The organism is Clostridioides sp. ZZV14-6345 (assembly GCF_020657775.1).
Classification (GTDB): Bacteria; Bacillota; Clostridia; order Peptostreptococcales; family Peptostreptococcaceae; genus Clostridioides; species Clostridioides difficile_D.
The window spans coordinates 24,132-49,366 of record NZ_JAGWCX010000007.1; the positions used below are offsets into that span (position 1 = coordinate 24,132).

Genomic DNA, 25,235 nt, shown 5'->3' on the forward strand with positions numbered 1-25,235 from the left:
AATACTTTTTGTATATTTTATAGCTTAAAGATTAATGATGCTTGTATTTTAAATTTACAAACATCATTAATCTTTAAACAAATATTTTTTATTTTTGTACTTGCTTATTTTTATCTAAATGTTGTATAAGTTCAGATACTGTTACGAATTTATATCCTCTCTCTTTTAATTTAGGAACTACTACTTCTAAAGCTTGTATGGTTTGTGACTTGTTGTTTCTTTTATTATTATAATCATGTAAAAGTATTATATTTCCATTTTGTACTTTTGTGAGAATAGTATTTATAATTGTATCCACTCCAGGATTGGACCAATCTCTAGGGTCTAAGTTTGACCAAAGAATTATATTCATACCTTTAGAAACTATAATATCACATACACTTTTACTCATGGCTCTATATGGAGGTCTAAATATTTTGGGTTCTACCCCTATTATATTTTTTACAATATTTTGTGTATCTGTTATTTCTTTTTCTACCTTACCATAACTATTTTTTGCAACATTTATATGTGTAAATGTATGATTCCCTATCTCATGACCTTCATCATACTGTCTTTTTAATAAGTCTTTGTTACAATCTACTTTTTCTCCAACTACAAAAAAAGTTGCTTTTACATCATTTTTCTTTAATATATCAAGTACTTGTGGTGTAAAATCCTCATCTGGACCATCATCGAAAGTCAATGCTAGAATCTTTTCATCCTCATTTCCTTTCTTGATTATTACATCTTCATAATCGTCTTTTATATTGTCATTTAAACTATAGGTTTCTTTTGAACTACTTTGATTATGTGTATTATGGTTATATGTATATACACCTACTATGGATAATAAACATATACATATACCCCATATTGCTTTCTTCATGTCATTACCTCTTTTCTAATTCATTCTAACAATATATGATGTCAGGCTTCTAATCTCTCAATGTTCCATTCTTATTTAAATCAGTTAAATTTGTTAGGTCTTCTGAGTAAAAGTTAGAATCTTCTACATCAGGATTTTGCATTGCATCACCTAATAAATCATTTTCTTTTTTTGCACAATTGTTACATAAATTTGTATCAGGTAATATATCTAATCTTTCTAAATCTATTTGATTGTGACATAAATCACAAAAACCATATGTTCCATTTTCTATTTTAGATAATGCTGAATCTATTTGATATAGTCTTCCTTCTTCATGATTTATTAAACTATTTTGCATATTTTGCATATATAAATCTGTTCCCATATCTCCGATATGATTATCATAACTAGATAATTCTCCTGATGAATATTTTTCACTAGTATGTTTAGTAGTGTCTCCAAACAAGGTATTATCTTTCATATCTACTACTAAATTAGTTAACTTTTCTCTTTCTTTTAATAATTTATCTTTGTATTTTTTAGTATCCATTTTCAACACCTCTAATTTTAATATTTATATCATAAAAATAGTATGTGGAAAACTAAATTAAAAATACAATAAAAAACAAGATTTGATTTTTTCAAAAAAAAATTGTAGGTAAACTTAAAATTCACCTACAAATTCTTTAAATATATTTTTAATATAATGTTTTTAGTTTTTGATAATAATTACATTAACTTGCTAATTTATGAGCATTTTGCTCTTTTATATCCTTAGCTTTTTTAAAAAATAAAAGTCCAAGGATTATTGCAACTACAATACCTATTCCATTAGATATATTAACTGGAAGTCTAAATCCTTCTTTTGCCTGCATTATATAACTAAATGTTACTACAGTCATAAAAAGTGCTGGCAATGTAGTTATGTAATGATTTTTATTTGCTTTAACCAAATACGCAGAACCAGTCCACAACATTATCATAGCAAGTGTTTGATTTGCCCAAGAGAAATATCTCCAAATTATATTAAAATCTATAAATGTAAGGGCAACCCCCACAGCAAATAATGGCAAAGCTATTAAAAATCTATTTTTAACTGCATCTTGATTATAATTCATTGCATCAGCTATTGTTAATCTAGCACTTCTAAATGCTGTATCCCCTGAAGTTATAGGACATGCTACAACACCAAGTATGGCCAAAGCTCCTCCAATAGGTCCCATTAATCCAACAGATACTGTATTTACAACAGTTGCTGCTCCACCATCATTAAATATTACATTAAGCTGAGGTATACCATGGAAATATGACATAGCTGCAGCTGCCCAAACTAAAGCTATTATTCCTTCTGCAACCATTGAACCATAAAATACTGGTCTTGCTTCACTCTCTTTTTCAACACATCTTGCCATAAGTGGTGATTGTGTTGCATGGAAACCTGATATTGCTCCACATGCTATTGTTATAAATAAATATGGAAACAAAGGTGTTCCATTTGGATTCATATTTTGTAAATTTATATTTGGTATATTATATCCCTTTATTATTAATCCTCCAGCTACACCAACTGCCATAATTAATAAAGCAGCTCCAAATAAAGGATATATTTTACCAATTAACTTATCTATTGGTAAAACAGTAGCCATTATATAATAAAGAATTATTACTCCAACCCATATTTGTGTGTTTACTCCTGTCAATGTTTTTAGTAATCCTGCTGGACCTGTTACAAATACAACTCCAACTAATACCAAAAGAATAACACTAAATATTCTCATTGCTATTTTTGCACCATTTCCTAGATAAAGACCTACCAACTCTGATGCAGATGTACCTTTGTTCTTCATTGATAAATATCCTGAAGTAAAATCATGTACTCCACCTGCAAATATTGTTCCAAATACAATCCATAAAAATGCTGACGGTCCAAATAATGCACCTTGTATAGCTCCAAATATAGGACCTAATCCTGCGATATTTAAAAATTGAATTAAAAAGATTCTTTTCCATTTCATTGGAACATAGTCCACTCCATCTCTACAAGCTATAGCTGGAGTTTGATTTTCATCATTGATTCCAAAAACCTTTTCTACAAAAGTGCCATAGATAAAATAACCTACTATAAGTACTACTATTGAACCTAAAAAACTTACCATAAATTCATCCCCTTAGTTTTTTGTATAATTGCTTTATAAATTTTTATAAGTTTGAGAAAACTATTTCCAGTTCAAATGGTAATACTTTTTTGTACTAATATAAATGTTAATTACATCAAGTGCATGTTTAAGTACATGAAATGATTTTATATATGCATTAATAACCTGAATTCTTTTATTTTACTTCTACTTACAGTTACTTCATAATTACTGTTTTTTAACTTCAATATGTATGTATTATTAAACCATGGTATAATTTCTTTTACTTTGCTTAAATTCACGATATAAGACCTATGTGTTCTAAAAAATGTTTTATCATTTATAAGATTTTCCACTTCTGATATACCTTCTTTTAATATAAACTTTTCTTTTTCAGTATATATAAATGTCTGTCTTTCATTAGCTTCACAATAATATATATCATCAATATCTATTACAACCAACTTATCACCTTTCCAAAGGCTAATTTTATGTGTTATTTCTTCTATATTCTGATTTATTACATCTTTTTTATCCTTATGTAAATTACTATTGTCATTATATAGCTCAATATCACTCGTTTCACTATTTTCTAATTTATTCAACATAGAAATAATTCTCTCTTCAGAATAAGGCTTCAGTATATAATCAAATACACCCAAAGAAAAAGCATCTACTGCATAATTTTCATACGCTGTTATAAAAACAATTTTTGGTTTTGATTTAAACTGATTTAATGTTTTTGCAAGTAACATTCCATCAAGATGAGGTATACTTATATCTAAAAAAATTACATCTATTTTATTTTCCTGAATAAAATCTAACACCTCTATACCATTAGTAAATTCACTTACTACCTCAATGTTACTTTTATTTTCAATAAAATATCTCAATTCCTTTCTTGCTGGAAACTCATCTTCCACTATTATAGCTCTCATCATTCTACTCCTTTACATAAAATACTATCAAAGTTCCATTGTCCATTCTTCTCATATTTAATCCACTTCCGTACATCAACTTGAGTCTTAAATGTACATTATAAAGTCCAATCTTATTTTCTGGCATATTATCTTGATATACATTATTTATAATCTCATCACTTATACCTACACCATTATCCTCAATTGATATTCTTACAGTATTTTCTAATGAATATGGCAACTTTTTTATAGATATTTTCACTATACCAGCTCTACCACTTTCTAAAATCCCATGTATTATTGCATTTTCCACTAATGGCTGTATAATCAAGCTTGGAATCTTTATATTCACATCGTCTATATCATAAGACACAGTTAGTAAGTCTCCAAATCTAGCCTTTTCTATCTCTACAAAAGATTTAACTTGCTCAATCTCTTTATTTATATCTATCAAATTATCACTATATTCGAGATTATACCTTAAATAAGTTGACAAATTTATTATTAGTTCTCTGGCTTTATCTGGACTAAACCTTATAAATGAAGCTATTGTGTTTAAGGAATTAAACATAAAATGCGGATTAATCTGTCTTTGAAGTGCTTTTATTTCTGCTTTATTTCTTGCTTCTATATCCTTTTTATCTTTTTCAATCCCTTCAACTATGGATATAACAAATCCTATTCCAATCTGTCCAACTATTAAAGGTAAATATATTCCACCAATTATTTGAAGTGCTAAAGAATGTGGATGTGATATTAAATATATAAGTAGTATAGTAAAACTTTCAGAAACCATGCCTACCAATATACCACATATTACCCTGTGTTGCTTTGGTATCCTTTTATATAAAAATCCTGATAATACACCTGCTAGTATACTTGATAAAAGACATGGAACAGATGTTATACCTCCAATATCCATAAAGTATCTATGAATCCCCGAAAGAACGCCTGCTGTGATACCTACCATTGGTCCAAATAAAACGCCTCCTGATACTATAGATATTATCCTAGTATTTACTATTGACCCCATATAATTTATACCATTATAAGTACCAAATATGGCTAAAAAAGTAAAAACTAATGCTATACATACCAAATCATTAAAACTATATTTTTCTTTTTGAAATATTTGCTTAAATGTTTTTAGCTTTGTTATCAGAAGAAACATCACCACAATAAGGCTTGTCTTTTCTATTAATGCTATTAAAATTGATGTTTTCATATTTTCCCTCTTAAAAATAAATCTTTACACACTTTAAACTTATTATTTTTTATTATAAATTAAATTCATAAAAATAAATACCATAATTATTGTATCATATCACCTATATAAACATAAATTCATTTAATTATATAAATTTAAAAAATGTTTTTTTGATATATTATTGACAATTTTCATTATAAGAGTTAAAATTAACTCATAAATTACATATTGGGTATAAAATATGATGTATGTTCGAAGTTAGTTCAGAAGGCTATGGTTTTCTGATTTTTTTATGCTCAGTAGTGATATGCAAAAAAGACAAAGTTAACATCAGTTAACTTTTACCTTTATTCTACTTTCCCCAAAGTAAGAATGATCTAACCCCTTTGAGATGAGCAAAAGCTCATCTTTTTTTATTACAAAAAGATGCTGTCTCAAAAGATAAACCTCTTTTTCATTGTCGAAATGATGAAAATATATTTGATTTCATACAAAAAGAGTGCCTCATGAACAAAAGTTCACTTTGAAACACTCTATTTCCTATCATATACTTTTTTAGTAACTTTAAAATTTATTTACCAAATAAAGATAAATAATGCAATTAATATCTTCTCTCTATAAATCCAACTTTTTTATAAACTTTTCTAAGAGTTTTTCTAGCTTGTTTTTCAGCTTTTTCTGCTCCCATACTATATATTTTTTCTAAATAATCTTTGTTATTAAGAAGGTCAACATATTTTTCTCTTATAGGTCTTAGAGCTTCTGATACTACTTCAGCTACATCTTCTTTAAATACTCCATAACCCTTACCTTCATACATATTTACAATCTCTTCTACACTCTTTTTACTTAAATTAGAGTATATATCAAGTAAATTTTTAATACCAGGTTGCTCATCAGAGTATTTTACAACACCTAAAGAATCAGTAACACTTCTTTTTATCTTTCTCTTTATAGAATCTGAATCATCTGCCAATAATATAAATGCATTTTCATTTGAATCAGACTTACTCATTTTCTTAGTTGGCTCTTGCAAACTCATCACTCTTGCTCCACCTTTTGGGTAGTATCCTTCTGGAATTACAAAAGTAGGTGAAAATCTATTATTGAATCTATTTGCTAAATCACGAGCTAATTCTAAATGTTGCTTTTGGTCATCCCCAACTGGAACTAAATCAGTTTGATACAACAATATGTCAGCAGCCATAAGAACTGGATAAGTAAATAAACCTGCATTTAGATTTGCTTCACTCTTTTGTGATTTATCCTTAAATTGAGTCATTCTACTTAATTCACCCATATAAGTCATAGTATTTAATACCCACATAAGTTCAACATGCTCTTTGACATGTGATTGTATAAATATAGTATTTTTTTCTGGGTCTAATCCACAAGCTATATATTGAGCAAGTAATTCTATAGCATTAGCTCTCAAAACTTTAGGGTCCTGAGGTACTGTTATTGCATGTAAATCAACTATACTATAATAGCAATCATAATTATCTTGAAGTTCAGTCCAGTTTTTTATAGCTCCTAAATAATTTCCTAAGGTCATTTTGCCTGATGGTTGTGCACCACTAAATATAACTTTTTTTTCACCCATTTTCTTTGTACCCTCCTTATATATTTATATTGATTTTAACATATTTAAAACTATATCTTTAGAATTATTGGCAGCATCATGTACAAATACATCATACGTAACATCAGCACTTCCATCTGCCTTATCGGACATTGCTCTTATTATTACGAATGGAGTATTATTTAAATAACATACATGCGCTATAGCTCCACCTTCCATTTCTCCACAATATCCACCAAAATCATTTACTAATTCTTCCTTTAATTCTTTAGAATTTATAAATTTGTCTCCTGTAACTACTCTTCCTTTCAATACTTTATGAGTTTTTACCTCTTCCACAGAAGATTTATAAGCAGCATCTATAAGTCTTTCATCCGCTTTAAATACAGAAGTCTTCATTCTTGGTATAACTCCCTTAGGATCTCCAAATGCTGTAGTATCTACATCATACTGTATAGCATCAGTTGATATTACTATATCATTAACATCAAGTTTTTCATTTAAAGCTCCTGCAACGCCTGTATTAACAATAGCATCAACTTTAAATTCGCTTATTAGTATCTGTGCACAAAGAGCAGAATTAACCTTACCTATACCACACTTTACTAATACTACATTCTTACCTTCTAAAGTTCCCTTATAAAATTCTAAACTAGCTTTTTTTATAGTCTCTTTAATATCCATTAAATCAACTAAAATACTTACTTCTTCATCCATTGCACCTATAATTCCTATTACGTTCATTTTTCCTCCTAAATTTTCTATATTAAAAAATCCGTCCTAAATCAATAGGACGGATATATTTTCCGTGGTACCACCTAAATTTATATACATCCAAAATTGAATATATATATCTTAATATATGCTGTAACGTGCATACACGATATCAAATACTCTGTAATCTTAAATTACATTTCATTTTACTCCTCAAAGACCCATTCAATAAATACTTTTCATTAAGTTCTCAGCATCCTTAATTCTCTGTGTAAAAATATATTTATTTACTATTTCTTATCCCAGGATTTAATTTATTAATTTCTTTATTTTATAATATTCCTTACATTATAAATTGTCAACTATATATTATAATATCCAAAATAAATTTTTAAAATACATTTTATTTAGCTGTTTTCTTTTCATATCTATTCCATAACCATAGTCCAGATAATATAACTAGAAGACCTCCACCAATCATCTCTATCTCATATATAATATTTTCAGCAAATGTAGGCATAACTGGAGCTGCAGATAATAATATACCAACTACAGTTACAGTTAGAACCATTTTTGCTAAACCTATACAAGTACCTGTTGATTTTGCCATAGTATAAGGTCTAATTTCATCTGGTCTCTCTTTTCTTAGTTTAATATAAGAAGCATATAACAATACATATGGGAATAATGCAGTTAATGCTGTCATAGTTACAAGAACATTGTATATAGCATCAACAGAAGGCATTAATGTAGTAACCAATAATATTATAGTAACTATTATTGCTTGAAGTATAACTGCTTTAGAAGGTATCTTGTGTTCATTTACTTCTACCAAACTATCAGGAAATACTCCCTTTTTAACACTACCAAATAACATTTTTATTGGTGATGCTATGTAAAGAACTATTGCTCCTAATATTGAAAAAGCTATACCAAAAGCTATCAGTTGAACCAACCAAGAACCGATTCCTAAAGATTCACAAACAACTCCAAGTGCATCTAACACACCTTTAGAAGCAGTAATTTGATCTGGTGGTATTATCATTGTTATTGCAATTGAGCCTAATACGTACAACGAACCTACTATTCCAGCTGATATTAATATAGCTTTAGGGAAGTTCTTTTCAGGCTTATCTATTTCTGTTATAAAGTTAGCTGAAGTTTCTGCTCCTGCTAAACCAAACATTATAGCCGATATAGCAACAAATGCATCCATATTAAGTTTTGGAGTCATTGAAGCTATTGTGTATGTTGAAGCTATATCATGTTTTTTAAGTACAAATACTGCTACAAATGAAAATATTATAAGTATAGCACTTGGTATTGTTGAACCTAATGCACCTGTATTAGTAAATATCTTTGTAAAACTTATTCCTTTAGTTGCTATAAGAGATAATGCCCAGAATATTATTAAAGATAGTATAAGTACAAACATCTTATTATCTGCAAGTGCTGGATTTCCTATTGTATAAGAAACATTTACTGCTAAAAATGTCAAGAATGAAGAATACCAGAATATTTTAGCTGTCCAGTTTAGCCAAGAAACTAAAAATCCATATTTTTCTCCAAAGGCTTCCTTGACCCAATCATACAAACCTCCATCACCTTTTTGATATGTAGAAGCTAATTCAGCACAAATTAAAGCTCCTGGTACAAAATATATGAATGAGAATAATAACCACATAGGTATTGCACCTAATCCTAAACCAAAGCTTGATGCAGTAGACTTAGCTATCCATCTTATACCATATAAAGCTGATACATTCATAAATACCAAACTCCATAGGCCTATTTTTTTCTTTTCCATCCTAATTTAATTTCCCCTCTCTATTAATTATTTAAAATTTGATTTCAAAATTAATAAAATAGATTCATTATCATTAAAATAATAAATTCCAGAATATTCACACCATTAAAGGCATTTACTTATAAAATCTAAATACTTTGAAATCAAATTTTATTAAAAATGATAAACATTGAAAGTTTTACCACTTTAATTTTAATGATACTAAACTTTTAAAATTGTTTCAATATTATTTTAATATAAAATTTTATTTATTATTTTTCATTACTATATAAAAAGCTTAAATACACGACTTTATAAATTTTATTTACTATTTCTATAATATTTTCACAATAAAAAGTCTTTTATTTCTATTTTAATGTAAAAGTAATGATTAAATTTAATATAAAAACAATATACCAAAATTTTTTTATATTTCTAGAAGAAAAGTATACTATTTTTTGTTTAATAATGCTAAAATTGATTTGTATTGAATTTTGATTAGGAGGAAATTATTATGAAGGCTCAAAGATTAAATGCTGTACTTGAACAAATGAAAAAAGATGATATTTCTCAAATGTTAGTAAGTGACCCTACTTCGATATTTTATCTAACAGGAGTGCTAATCCATCCAGGTGAAAGACTATTATCATTATATCTAAATTTAAATGGAAATAACAAATTATTTATAAATGAATTATTCCCAGTTGCAGAAGATTTAGGTGTTGAAATGGTTTGGTTTAATGATACTCAAAATCCAGTAGAAATAATAACTGAACATATAGACAAAAATGCTACTATGGGTGTTGATAAAAACTGGCCAGCTAGATTTTTATTAAACTTAATAGAATTAGGTGGAGGAAGTAAATTTGTAAATTCATCTTATATAATAGATACTTTAAGAATGTGTAAAGATGAAGAAGAAAAAGAATTAATGAGAATAGCTTCAAGATTAAATGACAAGGCTATGGAACAACTTAAAGCTACTGTTTCTGGTGAACTTACAGAGAAACAACTTGTTGGTAAATTATCTAAAATATATGAAGACCTAGGTACTGATGGATTTTCATTTGACCCTATTATAGGATTTGGACCTAATGGAGCTAATCCACATGGTGAACCTGGAAATGCACTTGTAAAACCAGGAGATGCAATAATATTAGATATAGGTTGTATAAAAGACAATTATTGTGCTGATATGACAAGAACTGTATTCTATAAAGAAATACCTGAAAAAGGTAGAGAAATATTTGAAATAGTTCTTGAAGCTAATAAGAGAGCTGAGGCTATTGTAAAACCGGGTGTTAGATTCTGTGATATAGATGCTGCTGCTCGTGATTACATAACTGAAAAAGGATATGGACAATATTTCACTCATAGAACTGGTCACTCTATAGGACTTGAGGTTCATGATAAAGGAGATGTATCTTCTATAAATACAGATACTGTACAACCAGGAATGATATTCTCTATAGAGCCAGGTATATATTTACCAGGTGAGTTTGGAGTTAGAATAGAAGATTTGGTACTTGTTACTGAAGATGGTTGCGAGATATTAAACAAACATGATAAAGAAATATGTGTAGTTGGTTAATTATAAAATCAATTTGATAACATAAAAAAAGCCATATAAAAATACTTTAAGCATTTTTATATGGCTTTAATTTTTCAATCCATTATTTATTTCAATCCATTATTTATTTCAATCTATTATTTATATTGCAGTTATTAAAATTGCACCTTTTGAAGTATATGTACCCATAACTGAACCAACTTCACAGATTACAACATCTTTGTATTTTACATCCTTTTCCATAACTTCTCTTACTTTTTGAGCCTTTTCAGGACAGTTAGCATGTCCTATAAATAAAACCTTTTCTTCTTTATTTTTAATTTTTGACTCTACTAAAGTAATCAACTTTTTCAAGCTATTACCTTCACCTCTTGCCTTGTCTATTGGAGTTACAACACCATCTGCAACTTGTATTATCGCCTTAAAATTCAAGGTATTTATAATTTTTCCTGCTATTGGGTTTATTCTCCCCCCCTTAATAGCATTTTCTAAAGTTTCTAGAGTTCCAAAAAATGGAGGGTTATCTTTGTATCTATCTATTATTGAAACAATTTCTTCGATTTCTTTTCCTTCTTTTATTAATATTGCTGCTTTTAACACTAATTGTCCTATTCCAATTGACCCACTAAGCGAATCTATAACCTCAATTTTCTTGTTGTTTCCTTCTTTTTCAAACATATCCTTTGCCAAAAGTGCACTATTATAAGTGCCAGATAATCCTGAACTTATATTAATCACCAATATACTTTCTTCCTGACAATGATATGCTTCTAAAAATTTATCAGGTGAAGGACATGATGTCTTTGGTAGTACTTTGCTCTCACTCATTTTTCTATAGAAAGTTTCATTATCTATTTCCTTTCCAGATATATAACTTTCTTCTCCAAAAGATACATTTAAACCAACAACTTCTATGTTGTATTTTTCTATTATATCATTAGGTAAGTCACATGCACTGTCCACTATCAATTTTATTTTATCCATATTAACCTCACTATAAGATATTGTTTTATTTATTCAGTCGGTCGTACGACCGATTTAATTATTATTTTATATTTTGAATGAACAAAAGTCAATAGATATAGATTCTTGCTTTATTGACAATAAATATCCATAAGTTTATAATGTTATTAATTTGTTATAAATATACATAGAAAGGTAAGTTTTATGAAAACAAATAATATGAAACAGGCTATTTTATCATCTGCAACCAATTTAATAGCCAAAAATGGAGTTCAAAATACTAGCCTTGCTGATATTGCAAAAGATGTAAATATAAGTAAAGGTACTTTATATTATCACTACGCATCTAAAAATGATATTATATATGATATTGCGGATACTCATTTAGAAGTTATAACTAGCGCTATACTAAACTGTGTAAAAAATGTCAAATCAAAAAATTCTCAAATAGAAATGGTTAACTTAATCTTAGATAAAATATCTACTATAGAAAGTCGTGGTAGAGTACATATGTACCTTATTTGTGAGGCAATTACTTCAAATGACGATTTGAAAGAAAGAATGAGATTAAAATATATTGAATGGAGAACTACTCTTAAATCTGAAATTGTTGAATCACTAGAAAAATATAATAGTAGCGAAAATGAACAGGATGCTGAATCATTTTCTTTCTTACTTATGTCAATAGTTGATGGTTTAGTTGTCCAAAGCTTATTAAAAATAGAAAAAATACCTTATGAAAATATAGCTTCTTTTTTAGTTAGCCATTGGATTTAAATTTAATACTTAGATAATTAATAAAAGTGAACTATTTAAGTTATCTACTTTAACAGTTCACTTTCTTATTTATTATCAATAATTTTTACTTAAAATATTCAATTTTTATTTAAACCTTCATGGAATCACAAAATAAAAATCTTTTATGAATTTTAAATATTTTTATTTATGTTCATGTGTATGTCCATCTGAATGTTCATACCCATGTGTATGCTCGTGGCTATGCTCATGAGTTCCTGAAAAACCATCATCATGATTATGGTCGTGACCTACACCATTTACATGTTCATGCCCATGACTGTGAGAATGTTGATGTGAATGCTCGTGGTTATCCCCTCCACAGCATCTTTCTCCTCCAGTCCCACAGCATCCACTTGTATGTGGATTATGATGATTTCTTACTACAAATCTCTCTCTTAACATATTCTTATACCTCCTAGTATATTATTGAGTACTTCATGTACCCCATTAACTACAGTATACATCTAACTAGGTATAATCTCAATATATATGGCATTTTTTAGCATCTTATAATCTTAAAGAAATTTATCCTTAAAACCTCCACCTTTTACTTCTTCCACATTATTGACAGAAATAAAAGCTTCACTATCCATGTCGTAAATTAAATCTTTAAATTTACCTATTTCATTTGCAGATATTATGCAATAAATCATCTTTTTCTTGTTTTGTGTATATGCACCTTCTGCCTCCAAAAAAGTAACTCCTCTTCCCATCTTGCTCATTATTACTTTGGATATTTCATCATATTTATTTGATATTAAAAGTATAGATTTTTTTCTATCAAAGCAATCTTTTCCTATGTCCATTGTAAAAGAAATTATATACATAGTAATTAAAGTGTACATTACCAACTTAGCTCCAAATAAGAAGGCACCTGCACATACTACAAAGAAGTTAATAAATAAAAATGTATTTTTCATAGGTATATCGTATTTTCTTTTCATTATCGCTGCTACTATATCAAGTCCTCCAGCAGTAGCTCTTGCTTTAAAAGTCAATCCCATACCTATACCAGTTAATGCACCACCATAAATACACTGTAACATAGTATCATCTATTGGAAAATACTTAGCAATGTCTTGTGTTAACCCAAGTGCTACAGAAAATAGTAACATATTGACAAAACTTATTAACAAAAATTTATTATCAAAATACTTTCTAGCTATAATAAATATTGGTATATTCATCAAGAAACTTGATATTCCCTGATTTATACCAAATAATTTATATAATATAACACAAATTCCAGCTACTCCTCCACTTAATAACTTGGCTGGTGCTAGATATAAATTTATTCCTATGGTTGATAAAATCATACCCAATATAATAAGACCATATTGTAAAAATACGTTATTATCAACACTTAGCTTTTTGCTTTCACCATACATCAAAACGCACCCCTTTACATAATAAATAAACCACCCTGCATAACACACGATAAATTTATAAATAAATTTATCAAAAGTAGTTTACTAAAAATATTATTCATCCTCACTTAAACGTTTATTAATTAATATTCTATCATATGCTATGAATAATTTATATGATTTATACAGATTTATTTATTGTAAATTTTGGAATATTACAACATTTTATTGAATAGATAATTATACTGTACTAAAAAATCCCTATAGAAATTTATAAACTAATTTCTATAGGGATTTTGATTGACTAACTATTCTTTTTATTTTCTTGTAACTTTTATACCTGTCATATGGTCATTTAAATTTTGTTCTTCTAAAGACTTATCATCTACTCTATTTATTTCTAAAGCTAAAGTTTCAGACTTGATGTATTCATCAAAATGTTCAACAGCCTTAGCAATTTCATCATCACCACAGTATTCTATTACTATATTATCTAATACTTCAAAGTTATTAGATTTTCTTAATTGCTGTACTTTAGATATAAATTCTCTAGCATAACCTTCATCAACCAACTCTTCAGTTAGCTTAGTATCTAGTATAACAAAAAGATTATTTTCAACAGATACATTAAATCCTTCTTTAGCAGTTATACCTATTAGCACTAATTCCTTATTGAACTCAAAGTCTTCTCCATCTAAATCAACTGTTAAAGTCTCACCTTTTTCAAGTTTATTGACAGCTTCATGAGCATTTAATTTATTTAATGCTCCAACGAATAAATTCATCTTAGAACCTAGTAATGGTCCTGCTTCCTTAAAGTTTGGTTTTAGGCTAAAGTTCATATATTCATCTAAATCCTTAGCAAATACTACCTCTTTAACATTAAGCTCTTCTTTTATTAAATCAACTACATCGCTTATTGTATCTTCAAACTTACCATCTACTAACACTTTTTGTAATGGTTGACGAACTTTTATTCTTTCAACTTCTCTTGAAGCTCTACCTAAAGTAACTAAATTTTTAGCTAAATCCATTTTTTCTTCTAATTTAGTGTCTACTAATTCTTCATTAAATTTAGGATATTCAGCTAAATGGACAGATACTTCTCCTGTTAGATTTCTGTACATTTCTTCTGACATATATGGCGCAAATGGAGCTATAGCTCTGCAAAGACCATGTAATAATTCATAAGTTGTATTATAAACTGCTTTTTTATCTTCTGTTAATTCAGTTGCCCAAAATCTTCTTCTTGAACGTCTTATATACCAGTTAGATAAATCATCATTTATAAAATCTTGTATCATTCTTAAAGTCTTGTTTAACTCAAATATATCTAAGTTTTCTTCTACATCTTTCATTAAATTGTTGAACTTAGATAATATCCATCTATCAAGTTCAGGTCTATCTTTATATCCTACAAAGAATTCAGTTGGATTTATATCATCTGTGTTTGCATATAAAGTGAAGAAATTATATACATTCTTCATAGTACCTATAAATTTACTTTGGATTTCTTTTAATCCATCCATATCAAATTTAGTTGGAGTCCATGGTGGAGAAACATATAGTAGATACCATCTTAGTGCATCTGCTCCATATTGGTCAAATAATTCCATTGGATTTACTGTATTTCCTCTTGATTTACTCATTTTCTTACCATCTTTATCAAGTACAAGGTCTGGAACTAAAACACTCTTATATGGTGCTTTTCCTAATACAAATGTTGATACTGCAAGTAATGAGTAGAACCAACCTCTAGTTTGGTCTATACCTTCTGATATATAATCAGCTGGGAACAATTCATCAAAGTTTTCCTTATTTTCAAATGGATAGTGGTGTTGAGCAAATGGCATAGCTCCACTATCAAACCAACAGTCTATAACTTCTGTTACTCTTGTCATTGGTTTTCCACATTTTTCACACTTTAAGTGTATATCATCTACATATGGTCTATGAAGTTCAACTGTCTCTGGGTTTACATCTTCTATAGCTTTTTCAGCTAATTCAGCTCTTGAACCAACTGAATCTGTGTGACCACACTCACATCTCCATATAGGAAGAGGAGTTCCCCAATATCTAGTTCTTGATATTGCCCAGTCATTTAGATTTTCTAGCCAGTTTCCAAATCTCTTTTCACCTACAAAACTTGGGAACCATTTTACACCATTATTGTTTTCTATTAATTTATCTTTAAGTTTAGTCATCTCTATATACCAGCTTGGTTTTGCATAGTATACTAATGGAGTTTGGCATCTCCAACAGTGAGGATAATTGTGAACTACTTTCTCTTTACTATATAGTTTATTTTCAGAAGCTAGCAATTTTATTATTTCAACATCTAGACCATCTTCCATTACAAATCTACCCTCCCAAGGAGTAGCTATAAATTTACCAGTTTCATCTACTGGTTGAACAACTGGTAAGTCATATCTTTTCCCTGTATTATAGTCATCTTCACCAAACGCTGGTGCTGTATGAACTATTCCAGTACCATCTTCAGTAGTTACATAATCTCCTACTGTAATGAAAAATGCTTTTTTGTCAACTTCTACAAAAGGCATTAATTGTTCATATTCTAACCCTTCTAGGTCTTTACCTTTCATTTCTTCTAAAACTTCATAGTCTTCACCTAGTACTTTATCAGCTAAAGGCTTAGATACATAATATACCTCATCACCTTTTTTAACTTTTAAATAATCTACATCAGCATTTACTGTTAATGAAACATTTGATGGTAAAGTCCATGGAGTTGTTGTCCATGCTAAGAAGTACTCATCAGCATCTTTTTTCTTAAATTTAGCTATAACTGTATTAGTTTTTACTTCTTTATATCCTTGTGCAACCTCATGACTAGCAAGACCAGTTCCACATCTTGGACAATAAGGAAGTATTTTGTGCCCTTCATAGATATATCCTTCTTTGTTGAATTTATTCAGTATCCACCATACAGACTCTATATAGTTATTATCTAAAGTTATATATGGATTATCTAAATCAACTTCATAAGCCATTCTCTCAGTCATTATTCTCCATTGTTTTTCAAATGAAAAAACTGATTCTCTACATTTTTGGTTAAATTCAGCTATTCCGTACTCCTCTATTTGTTGTTTACTAGTAAGACCTAATTCTTTTTCTACTTGTATTTCAACCGGTAATCCATGTGTATCCCAACCAGCTTTTCTTTTTACTTGATAACCAGACATTGTTTTATATCTACAAACTGAATCTTTAAGTGTTCTAGATAAAACATGATGTACACCAGGATTTCCATTAGCAGTTGGAGGTCCTTCATAGAATACGAAACTTGGGTCATCTTTACCTTTTTCTAAAGTTTTTTCAAGTATATTTATATCTTTCCAATAATCAAAAACTTGTGCTTCTGCTTGTTTTACAGAACTGTCTACTAATGGCTTAAATTTCGCCATGTAAATCACCCTTTCTTATAAATATTATAATTCCAAAAATTTTTATTCTTTCACATAAATTTAAATACTAAAAAACTCGTCCCCTTTAAACCAAAGGGACGAGTTATAAATCGCGTTACCACCCTAATTCTATATGTGAACTAAAATACTAGCCACATATAACACTCTAATAGTATAACGGCACTTAACCGGCACAGCTTAATAGAATTTAATCGTTCAGCCTGCAGCTCAAGAGTGATTTTTTATCTTTATAAATTCATTGGTTCTCAGCATTCCCAATTCTCTGTAAAATTATCTAAAGATAAATGTCTCTATCAACGCTTTTAAAAATTTATCTGTGTTTATATGAAATTCTATAACAAATAATTTGAATAGTCAATATATTTTTGAAAAATATAATAATTTATATTTTTCTTACATTTTTATCCTATTTTCAATCTTTGTTATAGATTTCTCAAACTTCTACAACGACTCTACCTAAAAACAAACAAAGTACAAGATTATTCTAGGGTTGTAGCAGCTTCATCATTACTATAATTATACACTGTTGTTCCTTCAAATGCATTTACACATTTTTCATCTACATCATAAAAAATCTCATCAACACTTCTTATTTCATCTTCTAACAGTGATTTAAATTTATTTCTAAATATCTTGAATTCTTTAACTAAAGCATCATACTCTTTTCTTATCTCTATAACACGGTTATTAGCTTGTTCTATAATTTGTCTAGCTTTTAAATCAGCTTCTTCAACAATTATCTTAGCTTTTTTATTAGCCGCACTACAAGTGTCTTCTGCTGCACTTTGAGCAGTTATTAAAGTGGCTTTTAGTGTTTCTTCAATATTTTCATACTTATTTACTTGGTCTTGATATAATCCTAATTTTTCTTTAAGAGCTTTATTTTCCCTACATAGAGATTCATAGTCTTCCTTGATGATATCTAAAAATTCATCAACTTCTTCATCTCTATACCCTCTTAAACCTTTTTTAAACTCTTTATTTTCTATCTCAATTGGAGTTAGCATTACATTTCCTCCCAGCTATAATTTAAATTAGTCCTTATACAATTAATCTTGCTTGAACTTTTATTTTTCCTTTTTTAGTAATATCTCCTATTTGTGTTACTTTAGCTCTTCCTTTGCCTCTAATAGAAATCAAATCATCATTTTTTACTATTTTAGAGGTTGAAGTTATCTTTTCATAATTGACATGGACTTTTTCTCCATTTATGTATTTTGCACTATCTTGTCTAGATATATTATAAAGACCACTTATGACACAATCTAGTCTATCTGAAGATACTGTAAATGATACTTCTTTATATTTTGAAGAACTATTAACAATATTTTCCCTGGAAATTTCCTTTACAATTACATTATTTCTTGAAACTTTTCCTAAATTTACAATTATAAAATCGCAAATATCACTACTTACAACTACTTGACAAAAGCTATCATGTATAATTATATCTCCAATTTTTTCTCTTTTTATACCTAGACTCATAATTGACCCTAAATAATCTTTATGAGATATATTTTTAAATTTGAAATTCCCTTCTATTTGTAAAAATCTAAGAGTATCTTCTATATCTTCATATTCCATATAAAATGGATAAATAAATACAGTGCTTCTTTCAGCTTGTTCATAACCTCCATCCACACTGTATTTTATTTCATTTGTAGAATTTAATATTGCTACAGCATTTTTCACTTCATATGGATTAAGAAACTCAGTAGACTTGACATCATAGTTTTTTATACAACTATTAGCTTTGTCTATTACTTTAAACATTTTATTTTTCAAGTCTATATCCTTTATGTGATTTGTTAATTTTAATTTATCCATCCTATCACCTTAGAATATAACCAACACTAATTGTCTTAGGAACATCAATAACACTATTGCAATTAAAGGAGAAAAATCTATAGGTCCATTTGTATATTTGTACATTATAGACCTTATTGGTCCTTCTATTGGCTCTGTAAGATTTTCTAAAATCTCAAAAATTTTGCTTTGTCTTCCATTTGGAAACCAAGTCATCAAGCTTTTTATAACTATCATCCATGCTATTATATCTAAAAGATAATAAAGTGCAATTCTTATTGTTCCCATATATTAACCGCCTTTTTACTATTTATTTTGCCAAGGGAAGAATGCTTTACTTTCTAATTCTTTTTTCATATTTGCATCTATATCCACATTATTAGGAGCTAGTATAAATATTGATTTAGAAACCTTTTGTATACTTCCATCTAAAACATAAACCGCCCCATTCATAAAGTTAAATATAGATTTACGAACTTCAGAATTAGTCAACCCTTCCAAATTCACTATAACTGCCCTTCTCTGTTTTAGATGGTCTGCTATAGTTGCAGCTTCATCATAAACCTTAGGTTCAACTATTACAACTTTCATTTGACTAGTTGTATGTAAATTTACAATTTTATTTGCTTTTGCAGTACTAAATCCACTGTTCATTTCTTCTTCTTGAACTACATCGTCCATGCCATCTTCATATTCATCTTCAATGTAATCTTCTTCTTCATCAACTATCCAGTTCTTAAATTTAGATATTATTCCATTTGACATTATTAACTTCCTCCTTAGAATTTATTCAGATTTTAGTAATTATTTTTTATTATAGTTTCTTTCTCCAAAGATTGATGTTCCAACTCTGACAATGGTAGCCCCTTCCTCTATAGCAATTTCATAATCGTGACTCATTCCCATTGATAAAACGTCCACTCCTACATTAGGTATGTTTAATTCTTTTATTTGTTTTGATAAATCTTTAAGACCTTTGAATACACCTCTTATCTCATCTTCATCTTTTACAAAAGGTGCCATTGTCATTAGACCTTTTATTTTTATATTTTTATATTTTTCTGACACTTCTTTGACAAAATCTACAACTTCTTCTTTATCAAGTCCATGCTTAGATTCTTCTTTAGATATATTCACTTGTACTAAGCAATCTATTTCTCTATTTATTTGTTCTGCACGTTTTTGAATCTCTTCGCATAATGCAATTCTATCTAAAGAATGTATCATACAAACTTTATCTATTATGTATTTAACTTTATTGGTTTGCAAAGTCCCTATCAAGTGCCAGTTTAATTTGTCACCTATAATATCATACTTTCTAGCTAATTCTTGTGGTTTATTTTCACCAACAGAAGTTATTCCTTCCTCAATTGCCTCATTAACTAAATCTACATCAACAGTTTTTGTGACTGCCAAAAGGGTAATTTCTTCACTATCCCTATTTACTTTTTTTGCAGCTTTATCAATTTTACTTCTTATCTCAGATAAATTATCTTTAATAGAACCCATTATTATCACCTACTTTATCCTTATATTTGTGTTTATACTGTTAGGTCTTAAAATTATTTTGTCATATAGATTAACACTTGTGACTCCATTTATGTCATTTTTATAATAATCCACAAATACAGAAGATTCATTCTCATAAGTTATTCCTTCTAATATGACAAATTTTACACTTTGTGATTGTTCATCAATTACATATACACCACGTTTATTGTCTTTTGTTTTTATAGAAGTTTTAGGTATTTTTAAACATTCCATCTGATTATATATTATATCAAATTCTTCGACACTTGTATCCTGATTTGCAACAATTTGGTTACTTATTTTTAATTTTATCATTATTTTATTATTATTTTTATATATTTTGTAAACTTTTGCATCTATTTTTTGCTTGTTATGTTCAATTACTACATTTTGATTCTTTTCAAAGTTCTTAGAATCTTCTTTACTGATGTATGTAGATAAATAACTATTTTGGTCATTGGCATCTTTTTCTATAGTTCCTTTTACATGAATTTTTGCATCAACTTTTTCACTTTTTAGTACCAATGTATCTACGTTTTTGCTAATTATCATTACTAATACATTAAATACTAAATATATAAGAATACCAAGCATTACTAATCTGGTATATTTAATCTTTTTCAACTACTCTCCCCCTATAAAATTTCTTTCATTAATAAGTACTTCTTCTAAAAAAGGTTTATTCCTTTTTTATATGCTAATATTTTATATTCTAATAATTGTTTTTTTTATATTAAATTTATTTTTTATCAATCTTTCTATACAAGACTGTATTATTTATATATAATTGTATTATAAAGTATAAGTTTAATTTATATTTTATACGTTAAGCTTACTTTATATATTTTTATAGTTATTTTTATTTTTAGATACAATATAAAACCAATTAAGATTTAAAATAACTTTTGTTCTGTTGACATTGATTTAGTTAATTATTTACGCACTAGGATAACGTTATCACAACAAAGGTTTATGTCCTAAAAAAAATACAAGGAGGATTTTCTTATGTCAGAAATTCTATTAGGAACAGGTTTACTTTTATTGGTTCTATGTTGTTTCACAATTTTTAGTTACAAAGCTCCATATGGTATGAAGGCTATGGGAGCTCTAGCAAATGCTGCATGTGCTACTTTCTTAGTAGAGGCATTCAACCTTTCTTTACTTGGTGATGTTCTAGGTATGGAATTTTTTAGAAGTGTTGGTGCTGCTAATGGTAGCCTTGGTGGAGTTGCTGCTGCTATACTTGTGCCTTTAGCTTTAGGTGTGTCTCCAGTTTATGCAGTTCTAATAGGATTGTCTTGTTTAGATTTTTCTATATTATCTGGATTCGTTGCTGGATACTTTGTTTCTTTCTTAATTAAATTTATAGAGAAAAAAGTGCCACCTGGAGTGGATTTAGTAGTTGTAATTCTTCTATGTGCACCACTATCTCGTCTTATAGCATCAAATGTAGACCCATTAGTTAATAGTACACTACTACAAATTGGACAAGTTTTAATAGAAGCTACCAACATCAGCCCTATAATAATGGGAATTATACTAGGAGGTCTAATAACAGTAGTTGGAACATCTCCACTTAGTTCAATGGCTCTTACATCTATAATTGGTCTTACTGGTCTTCCTATGGCAATAGGAGCATTAGGTGCTTTTGGTTCAGCTTTTATGAACTCAACACTATTTGCAAAATTGAAATTAGGTTCTAAAAAAGATATTATATCTGTTGCTATTGAACCATTGACTCAATCGGACATAATTTCAGCTAATCCAATACCTATATATTCTACTAATTTCTTTGGAGGAGCTTTTTCTGGTATCATTGTAGCTTTGATGGGTCTTGTAAACATGACACCAGGTACAGCTACACCTGTGGCTGGGTTTGCCATAATGTTTGCTTATAATCCAGTTCAACAAGTTCTTATAACAGCTGGTTTATGTGCCCTATTCAATGTAATTGCAGGATTTTTAGGTTCAAAAATATTCAGTACCTTTAAAGTTCTTACTGCTGGTGAAATACGTGGTACTGATGTAGAGGAAGAAATTGCTTAAAAACAATAAGATTTATAAATTTATATTTTAAATATTAGAGTTTTATATTGTAGGTAGGCAATTTTACTAATTGCAAAAGTTTTATTTTTTATTTATATTTATGATTATTATGTGTGTTGAATATTTAGATAAATTTTTATTTTTTAGTTATTCTTTTTATTTAGTTTTTTATTTGGTTGATATTTTAGATATAAAAATTAATATAACTTATTACTATTAGGTAGCATAAACTTTAAAATACATAGAAATTTTATATTAATTAGATATTATTAAAATAAAAGCGATAAATGGTCTTTTAAATGACCATGTATCGCTTTATTGTTATCACAATCTTAACAACTAACTTTTTAAATTTATTATCTTAATTATAATATTTAAATATATAGACTTCTTTAATTTAGCCATCTAAATCTTTATTTAAATATTATTATATGTAGTGTACTTAGTTTTTAAATGAATGTATAGGAGCTGGAATTCTTCCGCCTCTTTGAGTAAATAGTTCAGATGAATTTGTATTTATAGGCATTACTGGTGCGCGTCCTAAAAGACCTCCAAACTCTACCATATCACCTACATCACATCCTGGAGCTGGTATAATTCTAACTGCTGTAGTCTTGTTATTAATCATACCTATTGCTGCTTCATCAGCTATCATAGCTCCAAGTGTACCTGCTGTAGTATTTCCTGGTACAGCTATCATGTCAAGACCTACAGAACAAATAGCAGTCATTGCTTCAAGCTTATCTATACTTAAAGCACCTTTGATAACAGCATCAATCATACCTGCATCTTCAGATACTGGTATAAACGCTCCACTAAGTCCTCCAACATGTGAGCACGCCATTACTCCACCTTTTTTAACAGCATCATTTAAAAGTGCTAATGCTGCAGTGGTACCATGAGTACCAACAACTCCAAGACCCATTTCCTCTAATATGTTTGCCACTGAATCACCAATAGCAGGTGTAGGAGCTAAGGATAAGTCTATTATCCCAAATGGAACATCCAATCTACTAGAAGCTTCTTTTGCTACAAGTTGTCCAACTCTTGTGATTTTAAATGCAGTCTTTTTAACTGTTTCTGCAACAACATCAAATGGCTCTCCTTTTACTTTCTCTAGAGCTCTCTTAACAACTCCAGGACCACTTACACCGACATTTATAATTCTATCGGCTTCACCAACACCATGAAATGCCCCTGCCATAAATGGATTATCTTCCACTGCATTACAAAATACTACTAGTTTTGCACAACCAAAACCTTTTGCATCTTTTGTTAATTCTGCAGTTTCTTTTATGATTTCTCCCATTTCTTTTACTGCATCCATATTTATACCACATCTTGTAGAACCTACATTTACTGAAGCACATACTTTATTAGTACTTGCTAGAGCTTTTGGAATTGATTTAATTAATATCTTATCACCTTTTGTATATCCCTTTTGAACTAATGCTGAGAATCCTCCAATAAAATCTATACCTAAATCCTCTGCAGCCTTATCCAACGTCTGTGCAAACTTTACATAGTCACTTTCATCTGTTGCACCTGCAATAATGGAAATTGGAGTTACTGATACCCTTTTATTTACAATTGGTATACCAAATTCACGCTCTATATCTTTTCCAACCTTCACTAAATCTTTAGCAGAATTCATAATCTTATTATATATTTTTTCTCTAGCTTTATCTCCATCAGGGTCTATACAATCTAATAAAGAAATCCCCATAGTTATAGTTCTTATATCTAACTGTTCTTCATCTATCATTTTGATTGTTTCAAGTATATTTCCTACATTCACTGTTATCACCTCCCCTTACTGTCTACTACAGATTATGCATTGAATTAAATATTTCTTCTCGTTGAATTTTTACCTCTACTGATAATTTTTTACCTCTTTTAACCAAGTCCTCAACCGTTTGCTCAAAAGAACTTAATGACTTTTCTAAGTCAACTATCATAATCATTGTAAAATAATCCTGCAATATCTTCTGTGATATATCTACTATGTTGATATTTTGCTTATATAATTCATCACTAATTCCTGCTACTATACCTGGTTTATCCTTTCCAATTACTGTTAAAATGGCTTTCATAATAATATCCTCCCTTATTTTTTTATAAATCTTATATTTTTACAAATTGAACTATGTATTAACATATATTTCATTTATTTGTTAGTAAATCACTTTTTATGTATATATTTAATATATTTTAATACCTACACATTCATTTGTCAATTTTTTTTCAATATTCTATTATTTTTATACTATTTAGAAAATTCATGTATTATATATATTTTCTCAATAATAAATACAGTTTTCATAATAATGAAAGGTATTACTTAGTAATCTCTCTATTTCCTAAATGATACCATTCTAAAAATTATTTTTTTATTTGTATGAACTCAACTATACTTTCCTAGCTTTAAAACAATATTGCCAAAAAATAAACTTTATCCATCATAATTTTTCCACAATTATCAATCATTATAAATTTATATTTCTAGTAACTTTTA

23 protein-coding genes and 2 other annotated features are annotated in these 25,235 nt (G+C 28.5%); of the genes, 3 read left to right on the forward strand and 20 right to left on the reverse strand.

The window, feature by feature from the left end; genetic code table 11:
• Window positions 1-88: 88 nt before the first annotated feature.
• From KGF39_RS02910 to KGF39_RS02945, 8 genes are all read right to left on the reverse strand, one after another.
• Entirely contained in the window at window positions 89-868 is a 780-nt protein-coding gene (locus KGF39_RS02910) for a polysaccharide deacetylase family protein (protein ID WP_227821124.1), read from the reverse strand.
• Window positions 869-917: 49 nt separating this feature from the next.
• Window positions 918-1,400, reverse strand: coding sequence for a TraR/DksA C4-type zinc finger protein (locus tag KGF39_RS02915; RefSeq protein WP_054274585.1), 483 nt, complete (start codon window positions 1,398-1,400; stop codon window positions 918-920).
• 184 nt (window positions 1,401-1,584) lie between these two features.
• Window positions 1,585-3,006 (reverse strand): carbon starvation protein A, encoded by a 1,422-nt coding sequence (locus KGF39_RS02920; protein WP_227821125.1) that lies wholly within the window; start codon window positions 3,004-3,006, stop codon window positions 1,585-1,587.
• A 146-nt stretch (window positions 3,007-3,152) separates the two neighbouring features.
• Complete coding sequence (locus KGF39_RS02925; RefSeq protein WP_227821126.1) at window positions 3,153-3,923, reverse strand: LytR/AlgR family response regulator transcription factor; 771 nt, start codon at window positions 3,921-3,923, stop codon at window positions 3,153-3,155.
• Between the two features lie 4 nt (window positions 3,924-3,927).
• Window positions 3,928-5,130: a LytS/YhcK type 5TM receptor domain-containing protein gene (locus tag KGF39_RS02930; protein ID WP_227821127.1), complete on the reverse strand. Its 1,203-nt coding sequence runs from the start codon at window positions 5,128-5,130 to the stop codon at window positions 3,928-3,930.
• 583 nt (window positions 5,131-5,713) lie between these two features.
• Window positions 5,714-6,715 (reverse strand): tryptophan--tRNA ligase, encoded by a 1,002-nt coding sequence (trpS, locus tag KGF39_RS02935; RefSeq protein ID WP_227821128.1) that lies wholly within the window; start codon window positions 6,713-6,715, stop codon window positions 5,714-5,716.
• A gap of 24 nt (window positions 6,716-6,739) precedes the next feature.
• Complete coding sequence (locus KGF39_RS02940) at window positions 6,740-7,438, reverse strand: 5'-methylthioadenosine/adenosylhomocysteine nucleosidase (protein WP_227821129.1); 699 nt, start codon at window positions 7,436-7,438, stop codon at window positions 6,740-6,742.
• A 42-nt stretch (window positions 7,439-7,480) separates the two neighbouring features.
• Window positions 7,481-7,721: a binding site (T-box leader), on the reverse strand.
• A gap of 90 nt (window positions 7,722-7,811) precedes the next feature.
• Entirely contained in the window at window positions 7,812-9,215 is a 1,404-nt protein-coding gene (locus KGF39_RS02945) for an amino acid permease (RefSeq protein ID WP_227821130.1), read from the reverse strand.
• A gap of 493 nt (window positions 9,216-9,708) precedes the next feature.
• Between KGF39_RS02945 and KGF39_RS02950 the strand changes: the two genes are divergently transcribed.
• Complete coding sequence (locus KGF39_RS02950; RefSeq protein ID WP_054274594.1) at window positions 9,709-10,785, forward strand: M24 family metallopeptidase; 1,077 nt, start codon at window positions 9,709-9,711, stop codon at window positions 10,783-10,785.
• A 120-nt stretch (window positions 10,786-10,905) separates the two neighbouring features.
• On the opposite strand, the gene KGF39_RS02955 is transcribed toward KGF39_RS02950, so the two are convergent.
• Window positions 10,906-11,748, reverse strand: coding sequence for a DegV family protein (locus KGF39_RS02955; RefSeq protein ID WP_054274595.1), 843 nt, complete (start codon window positions 11,746-11,748; stop codon window positions 10,906-10,908).
• Window positions 11,749-11,931: 183 nt separating this feature from the next.
• Between KGF39_RS02955 and KGF39_RS02960 the strand changes: the two genes are divergently transcribed.
• Window positions 11,932-12,504, forward strand: coding sequence for a TetR/AcrR family transcriptional regulator (locus tag KGF39_RS02960; protein WP_227821131.1), 573 nt, complete (start codon window positions 11,932-11,934; stop codon window positions 12,502-12,504).
• Window positions 12,505-12,666: 162 nt separating this feature from the next.
• On the opposite strand, the gene KGF39_RS02965 is transcribed toward KGF39_RS02960, so the two are convergent.
• The 9 genes from KGF39_RS02965 to KGF39_RS03005 form a co-directional block, all read right to left on the reverse strand.
• Window positions 12,667-12,927: a hypothetical protein gene (locus KGF39_RS02965; RefSeq protein WP_227821132.1), complete on the reverse strand. Its 261-nt coding sequence runs from the start codon at window positions 12,925-12,927 to the stop codon at window positions 12,667-12,669.
• Between the two features lie 113 nt (window positions 12,928-13,040).
• Window positions 13,041-13,913, reverse strand: a complete 873-nt coding sequence (locus KGF39_RS02970; RefSeq protein ID WP_227821133.1) for a YitT family protein — start codon at window positions 13,911-13,913, stop codon at window positions 13,041-13,043.
• Between the two features lie 296 nt (window positions 13,914-14,209).
• Window positions 14,210-17,317 carry an isoleucine--tRNA ligase gene (ileS, locus tag KGF39_RS02975; RefSeq protein WP_227821134.1) on the reverse strand — a complete coding sequence of 1,036 codons (3,108 nt, stop codon included), beginning with the start codon at window positions 17,315-17,317 and terminating at the stop codon, window positions 14,210-14,212.
• 91 nt (window positions 17,318-17,408) lie between these two features.
• Window positions 17,409-17,644 (reverse strand) — a binding site (T-box leader).
• A 173-nt stretch (window positions 17,645-17,817) separates the two neighbouring features.
• Window positions 17,818-18,345, reverse strand: coding sequence for a DivIVA domain-containing protein (locus KGF39_RS02980; RefSeq protein ID WP_227821135.1), 528 nt, complete (start codon window positions 18,343-18,345; stop codon window positions 17,818-17,820).
• Window positions 18,346-18,379: 34 nt separating this feature from the next.
• Entirely contained in the window at window positions 18,380-19,165 is a 786-nt protein-coding gene (locus KGF39_RS02985) for a YlmH/Sll1252 family protein (protein WP_227821136.1), read from the reverse strand.
• A 9-nt stretch (window positions 19,166-19,174) separates the two neighbouring features.
• Window positions 19,175-19,432, reverse strand: coding sequence for a YggT family protein (locus KGF39_RS02990; protein WP_054274603.1), 258 nt, complete (start codon window positions 19,430-19,432; stop codon window positions 19,175-19,177).
• An 18-nt stretch (window positions 19,433-19,450) separates the two neighbouring features.
• Window positions 19,451-19,909, reverse strand: a complete 459-nt coding sequence (locus KGF39_RS02995; protein ID WP_227821137.1) for a cell division protein SepF — start codon at window positions 19,907-19,909, stop codon at window positions 19,451-19,453.
• A 39-nt stretch (window positions 19,910-19,948) separates the two neighbouring features.
• Window positions 19,949-20,653: a YggS family pyridoxal phosphate-dependent enzyme gene (locus KGF39_RS03000; protein WP_227821138.1), complete on the reverse strand. Its 705-nt coding sequence runs from the start codon at window positions 20,651-20,653 to the stop codon at window positions 19,949-19,951.
• 9 nt (window positions 20,654-20,662) lie between these two features.
• Window positions 20,663-21,298, reverse strand: a complete 636-nt coding sequence (locus tag KGF39_RS03005) for an HlyD family efflux transporter periplasmic adaptor subunit (RefSeq protein ID WP_227821139.1) — start codon at window positions 21,296-21,298, stop codon at window positions 20,663-20,665.
• Window positions 21,299-21,679: 381 nt separating this feature from the next.
• Here KGF39_RS03005 and KGF39_RS03010 point away from each other — a divergent pair, with 381 nt between their 5' ends.
• On the forward strand, window positions 21,680-22,720 hold the full coding sequence (locus KGF39_RS03010; protein ID WP_003416156.1) for a PTS sugar transporter subunit IIC: 1,041 nt from the start codon (window positions 21,680-21,682) through the stop codon (window positions 22,718-22,720).
• 442 nt (window positions 22,721-23,162) lie between these two features.
• On the opposite strand, the gene KGF39_RS03015 is transcribed toward KGF39_RS03010, so the two are convergent.
• Together KGF39_RS03015 and KGF39_RS03020 are read right to left on the reverse strand one after the other, a co-directional pair.
• A complete protein-coding gene (locus KGF39_RS03015) occupies window positions 23,163-24,518 on the reverse strand; it encodes a PFL family protein (protein ID WP_227821140.1) in 1,356 nt (451 codons plus the stop codon).
• Window positions 24,519-24,543: 25 nt separating this feature from the next.
• Window positions 24,544-24,813, reverse strand: a complete 270-nt coding sequence (locus KGF39_RS03020) for an ACT domain-containing protein (protein ID WP_227821141.1) — start codon at window positions 24,811-24,813, stop codon at window positions 24,544-24,546.
• Window positions 24,814-25,235 lie beyond the last annotated feature (422 nt).

Bases quoted from the DNA above. Each gene is read 5' to 3' on its own strand.
- KGF39_RS02995 (WP_227821137.1), bottom strand. From the start codon at position 19,909: ATGTCAAATGGAATAATATCTAAATTTAAGAACTGGATAGTTGATGAA.
- KGF39_RS02965 (WP_227821132.1), bottom strand. From the start codon at position 12,927: ATGTTAAGAGAGAGATTTGTAGTAAGAAATCATCATAATCCACATACA.
- KGF39_RS02985 (WP_227821136.1), bottom strand. From the start codon at position 19,165: ATGGATAAATTAAAATTAACAAATCACATAAAGGATATAGACTTGAAA.
- KGF39_RS02960 (WP_227821131.1), top strand. From the start codon at position 11,932: ATGAAAACAAATAATATGAAACAGGCTATTTTATCATCTGCAACCAAT.
- KGF39_RS02920 (WP_227821125.1), bottom strand. From the start codon at position 3,006: ATGGTAAGTTTTTTAGGTTCAATAGTAGTACTTATAGTAGGTTATTTT.
- KGF39_RS02945 (WP_227821130.1), bottom strand. From the start codon at position 9,215: ATGGAAAAGAAAAAAATAGGCCTATGGAGTTTGGTATTTATGAATGTA.
- KGF39_RS02980 (WP_227821135.1), bottom strand. From the start codon at position 18,345: ATGCTAACTCCAATTGAGATAGAAAATAAAGAGTTTAAAAAAGGTTTA.
- KGF39_RS02955 (WP_054274595.1), bottom strand. From the start codon at position 11,748: ATGGATAAAATAAAATTGATAGTGGACAGTGCATGTGACTTACCTAAT.
- KGF39_RS02910 (WP_227821124.1), bottom strand. From the start codon at position 868: ATGAAGAAAGCAATATGGGGTATATGTATATGTTTATTATCCATAGTA.
- ileS (WP_227821134.1), bottom strand. From the start codon at position 17,317: ATGGCGAAATTTAAGCCATTAGTAGACAGTTCTGTAAAACAAGCAGAA.
- KGF39_RS03020 (WP_227821141.1), bottom strand. From the start codon at position 24,813: ATGAAAGCCATTTTAACAGTAATTGGAAAGGATAAACCAGGTATAGTA.
- KGF39_RS02930 (WP_227821127.1), bottom strand. From the start codon at position 5,130: ATGAAAACATCAATTTTAATAGCATTAATAGAAAAGACAAGCCTTATT.
- KGF39_RS02990 (WP_054274603.1), bottom strand. From the start codon at position 19,432: ATGGGAACAATAAGAATTGCACTTTATTATCTTTTAGATATAATAGCA.
- KGF39_RS03010 (WP_003416156.1), top strand. From the start codon at position 21,680: ATGTCAGAAATTCTATTAGGAACAGGTTTACTTTTATTGGTTCTATGT.
- KGF39_RS02915 (WP_054274585.1), bottom strand. From the start codon at position 1,400: ATGGATACTAAAAAATACAAAGATAAATTATTAAAAGAAAGAGAAAAG.
- trpS (WP_227821128.1), bottom strand. From the start codon at position 6,715: ATGGGTGAAAAAAAAGTTATATTTAGTGGTGCACAACCATCAGGCAAA.
- KGF39_RS02950 (WP_054274594.1), top strand. From the start codon at position 9,709: ATGAAGGCTCAAAGATTAAATGCTGTACTTGAACAAATGAAAAAAGAT.
- KGF39_RS02970 (WP_227821133.1), bottom strand. From the start codon at position 13,913: ATGTATGGTGAAAGCAAAAAGCTAAGTGTTGATAATAACGTATTTTTA.
- KGF39_RS02940 (WP_227821129.1), bottom strand. From the start codon at position 7,438: ATGAACGTAATAGGAATTATAGGTGCAATGGATGAAGAAGTAAGTATT.
- KGF39_RS02925 (WP_227821126.1), bottom strand. From the start codon at position 3,923: ATGAGAGCTATAATAGTGGAAGATGAGTTTCCAGCAAGAAAGGAATTG.
- KGF39_RS03000 (WP_227821138.1), bottom strand. From the start codon at position 20,653: ATGGGTTCTATTAAAGATAATTTATCTGAGATAAGAAGTAAAATTGAT.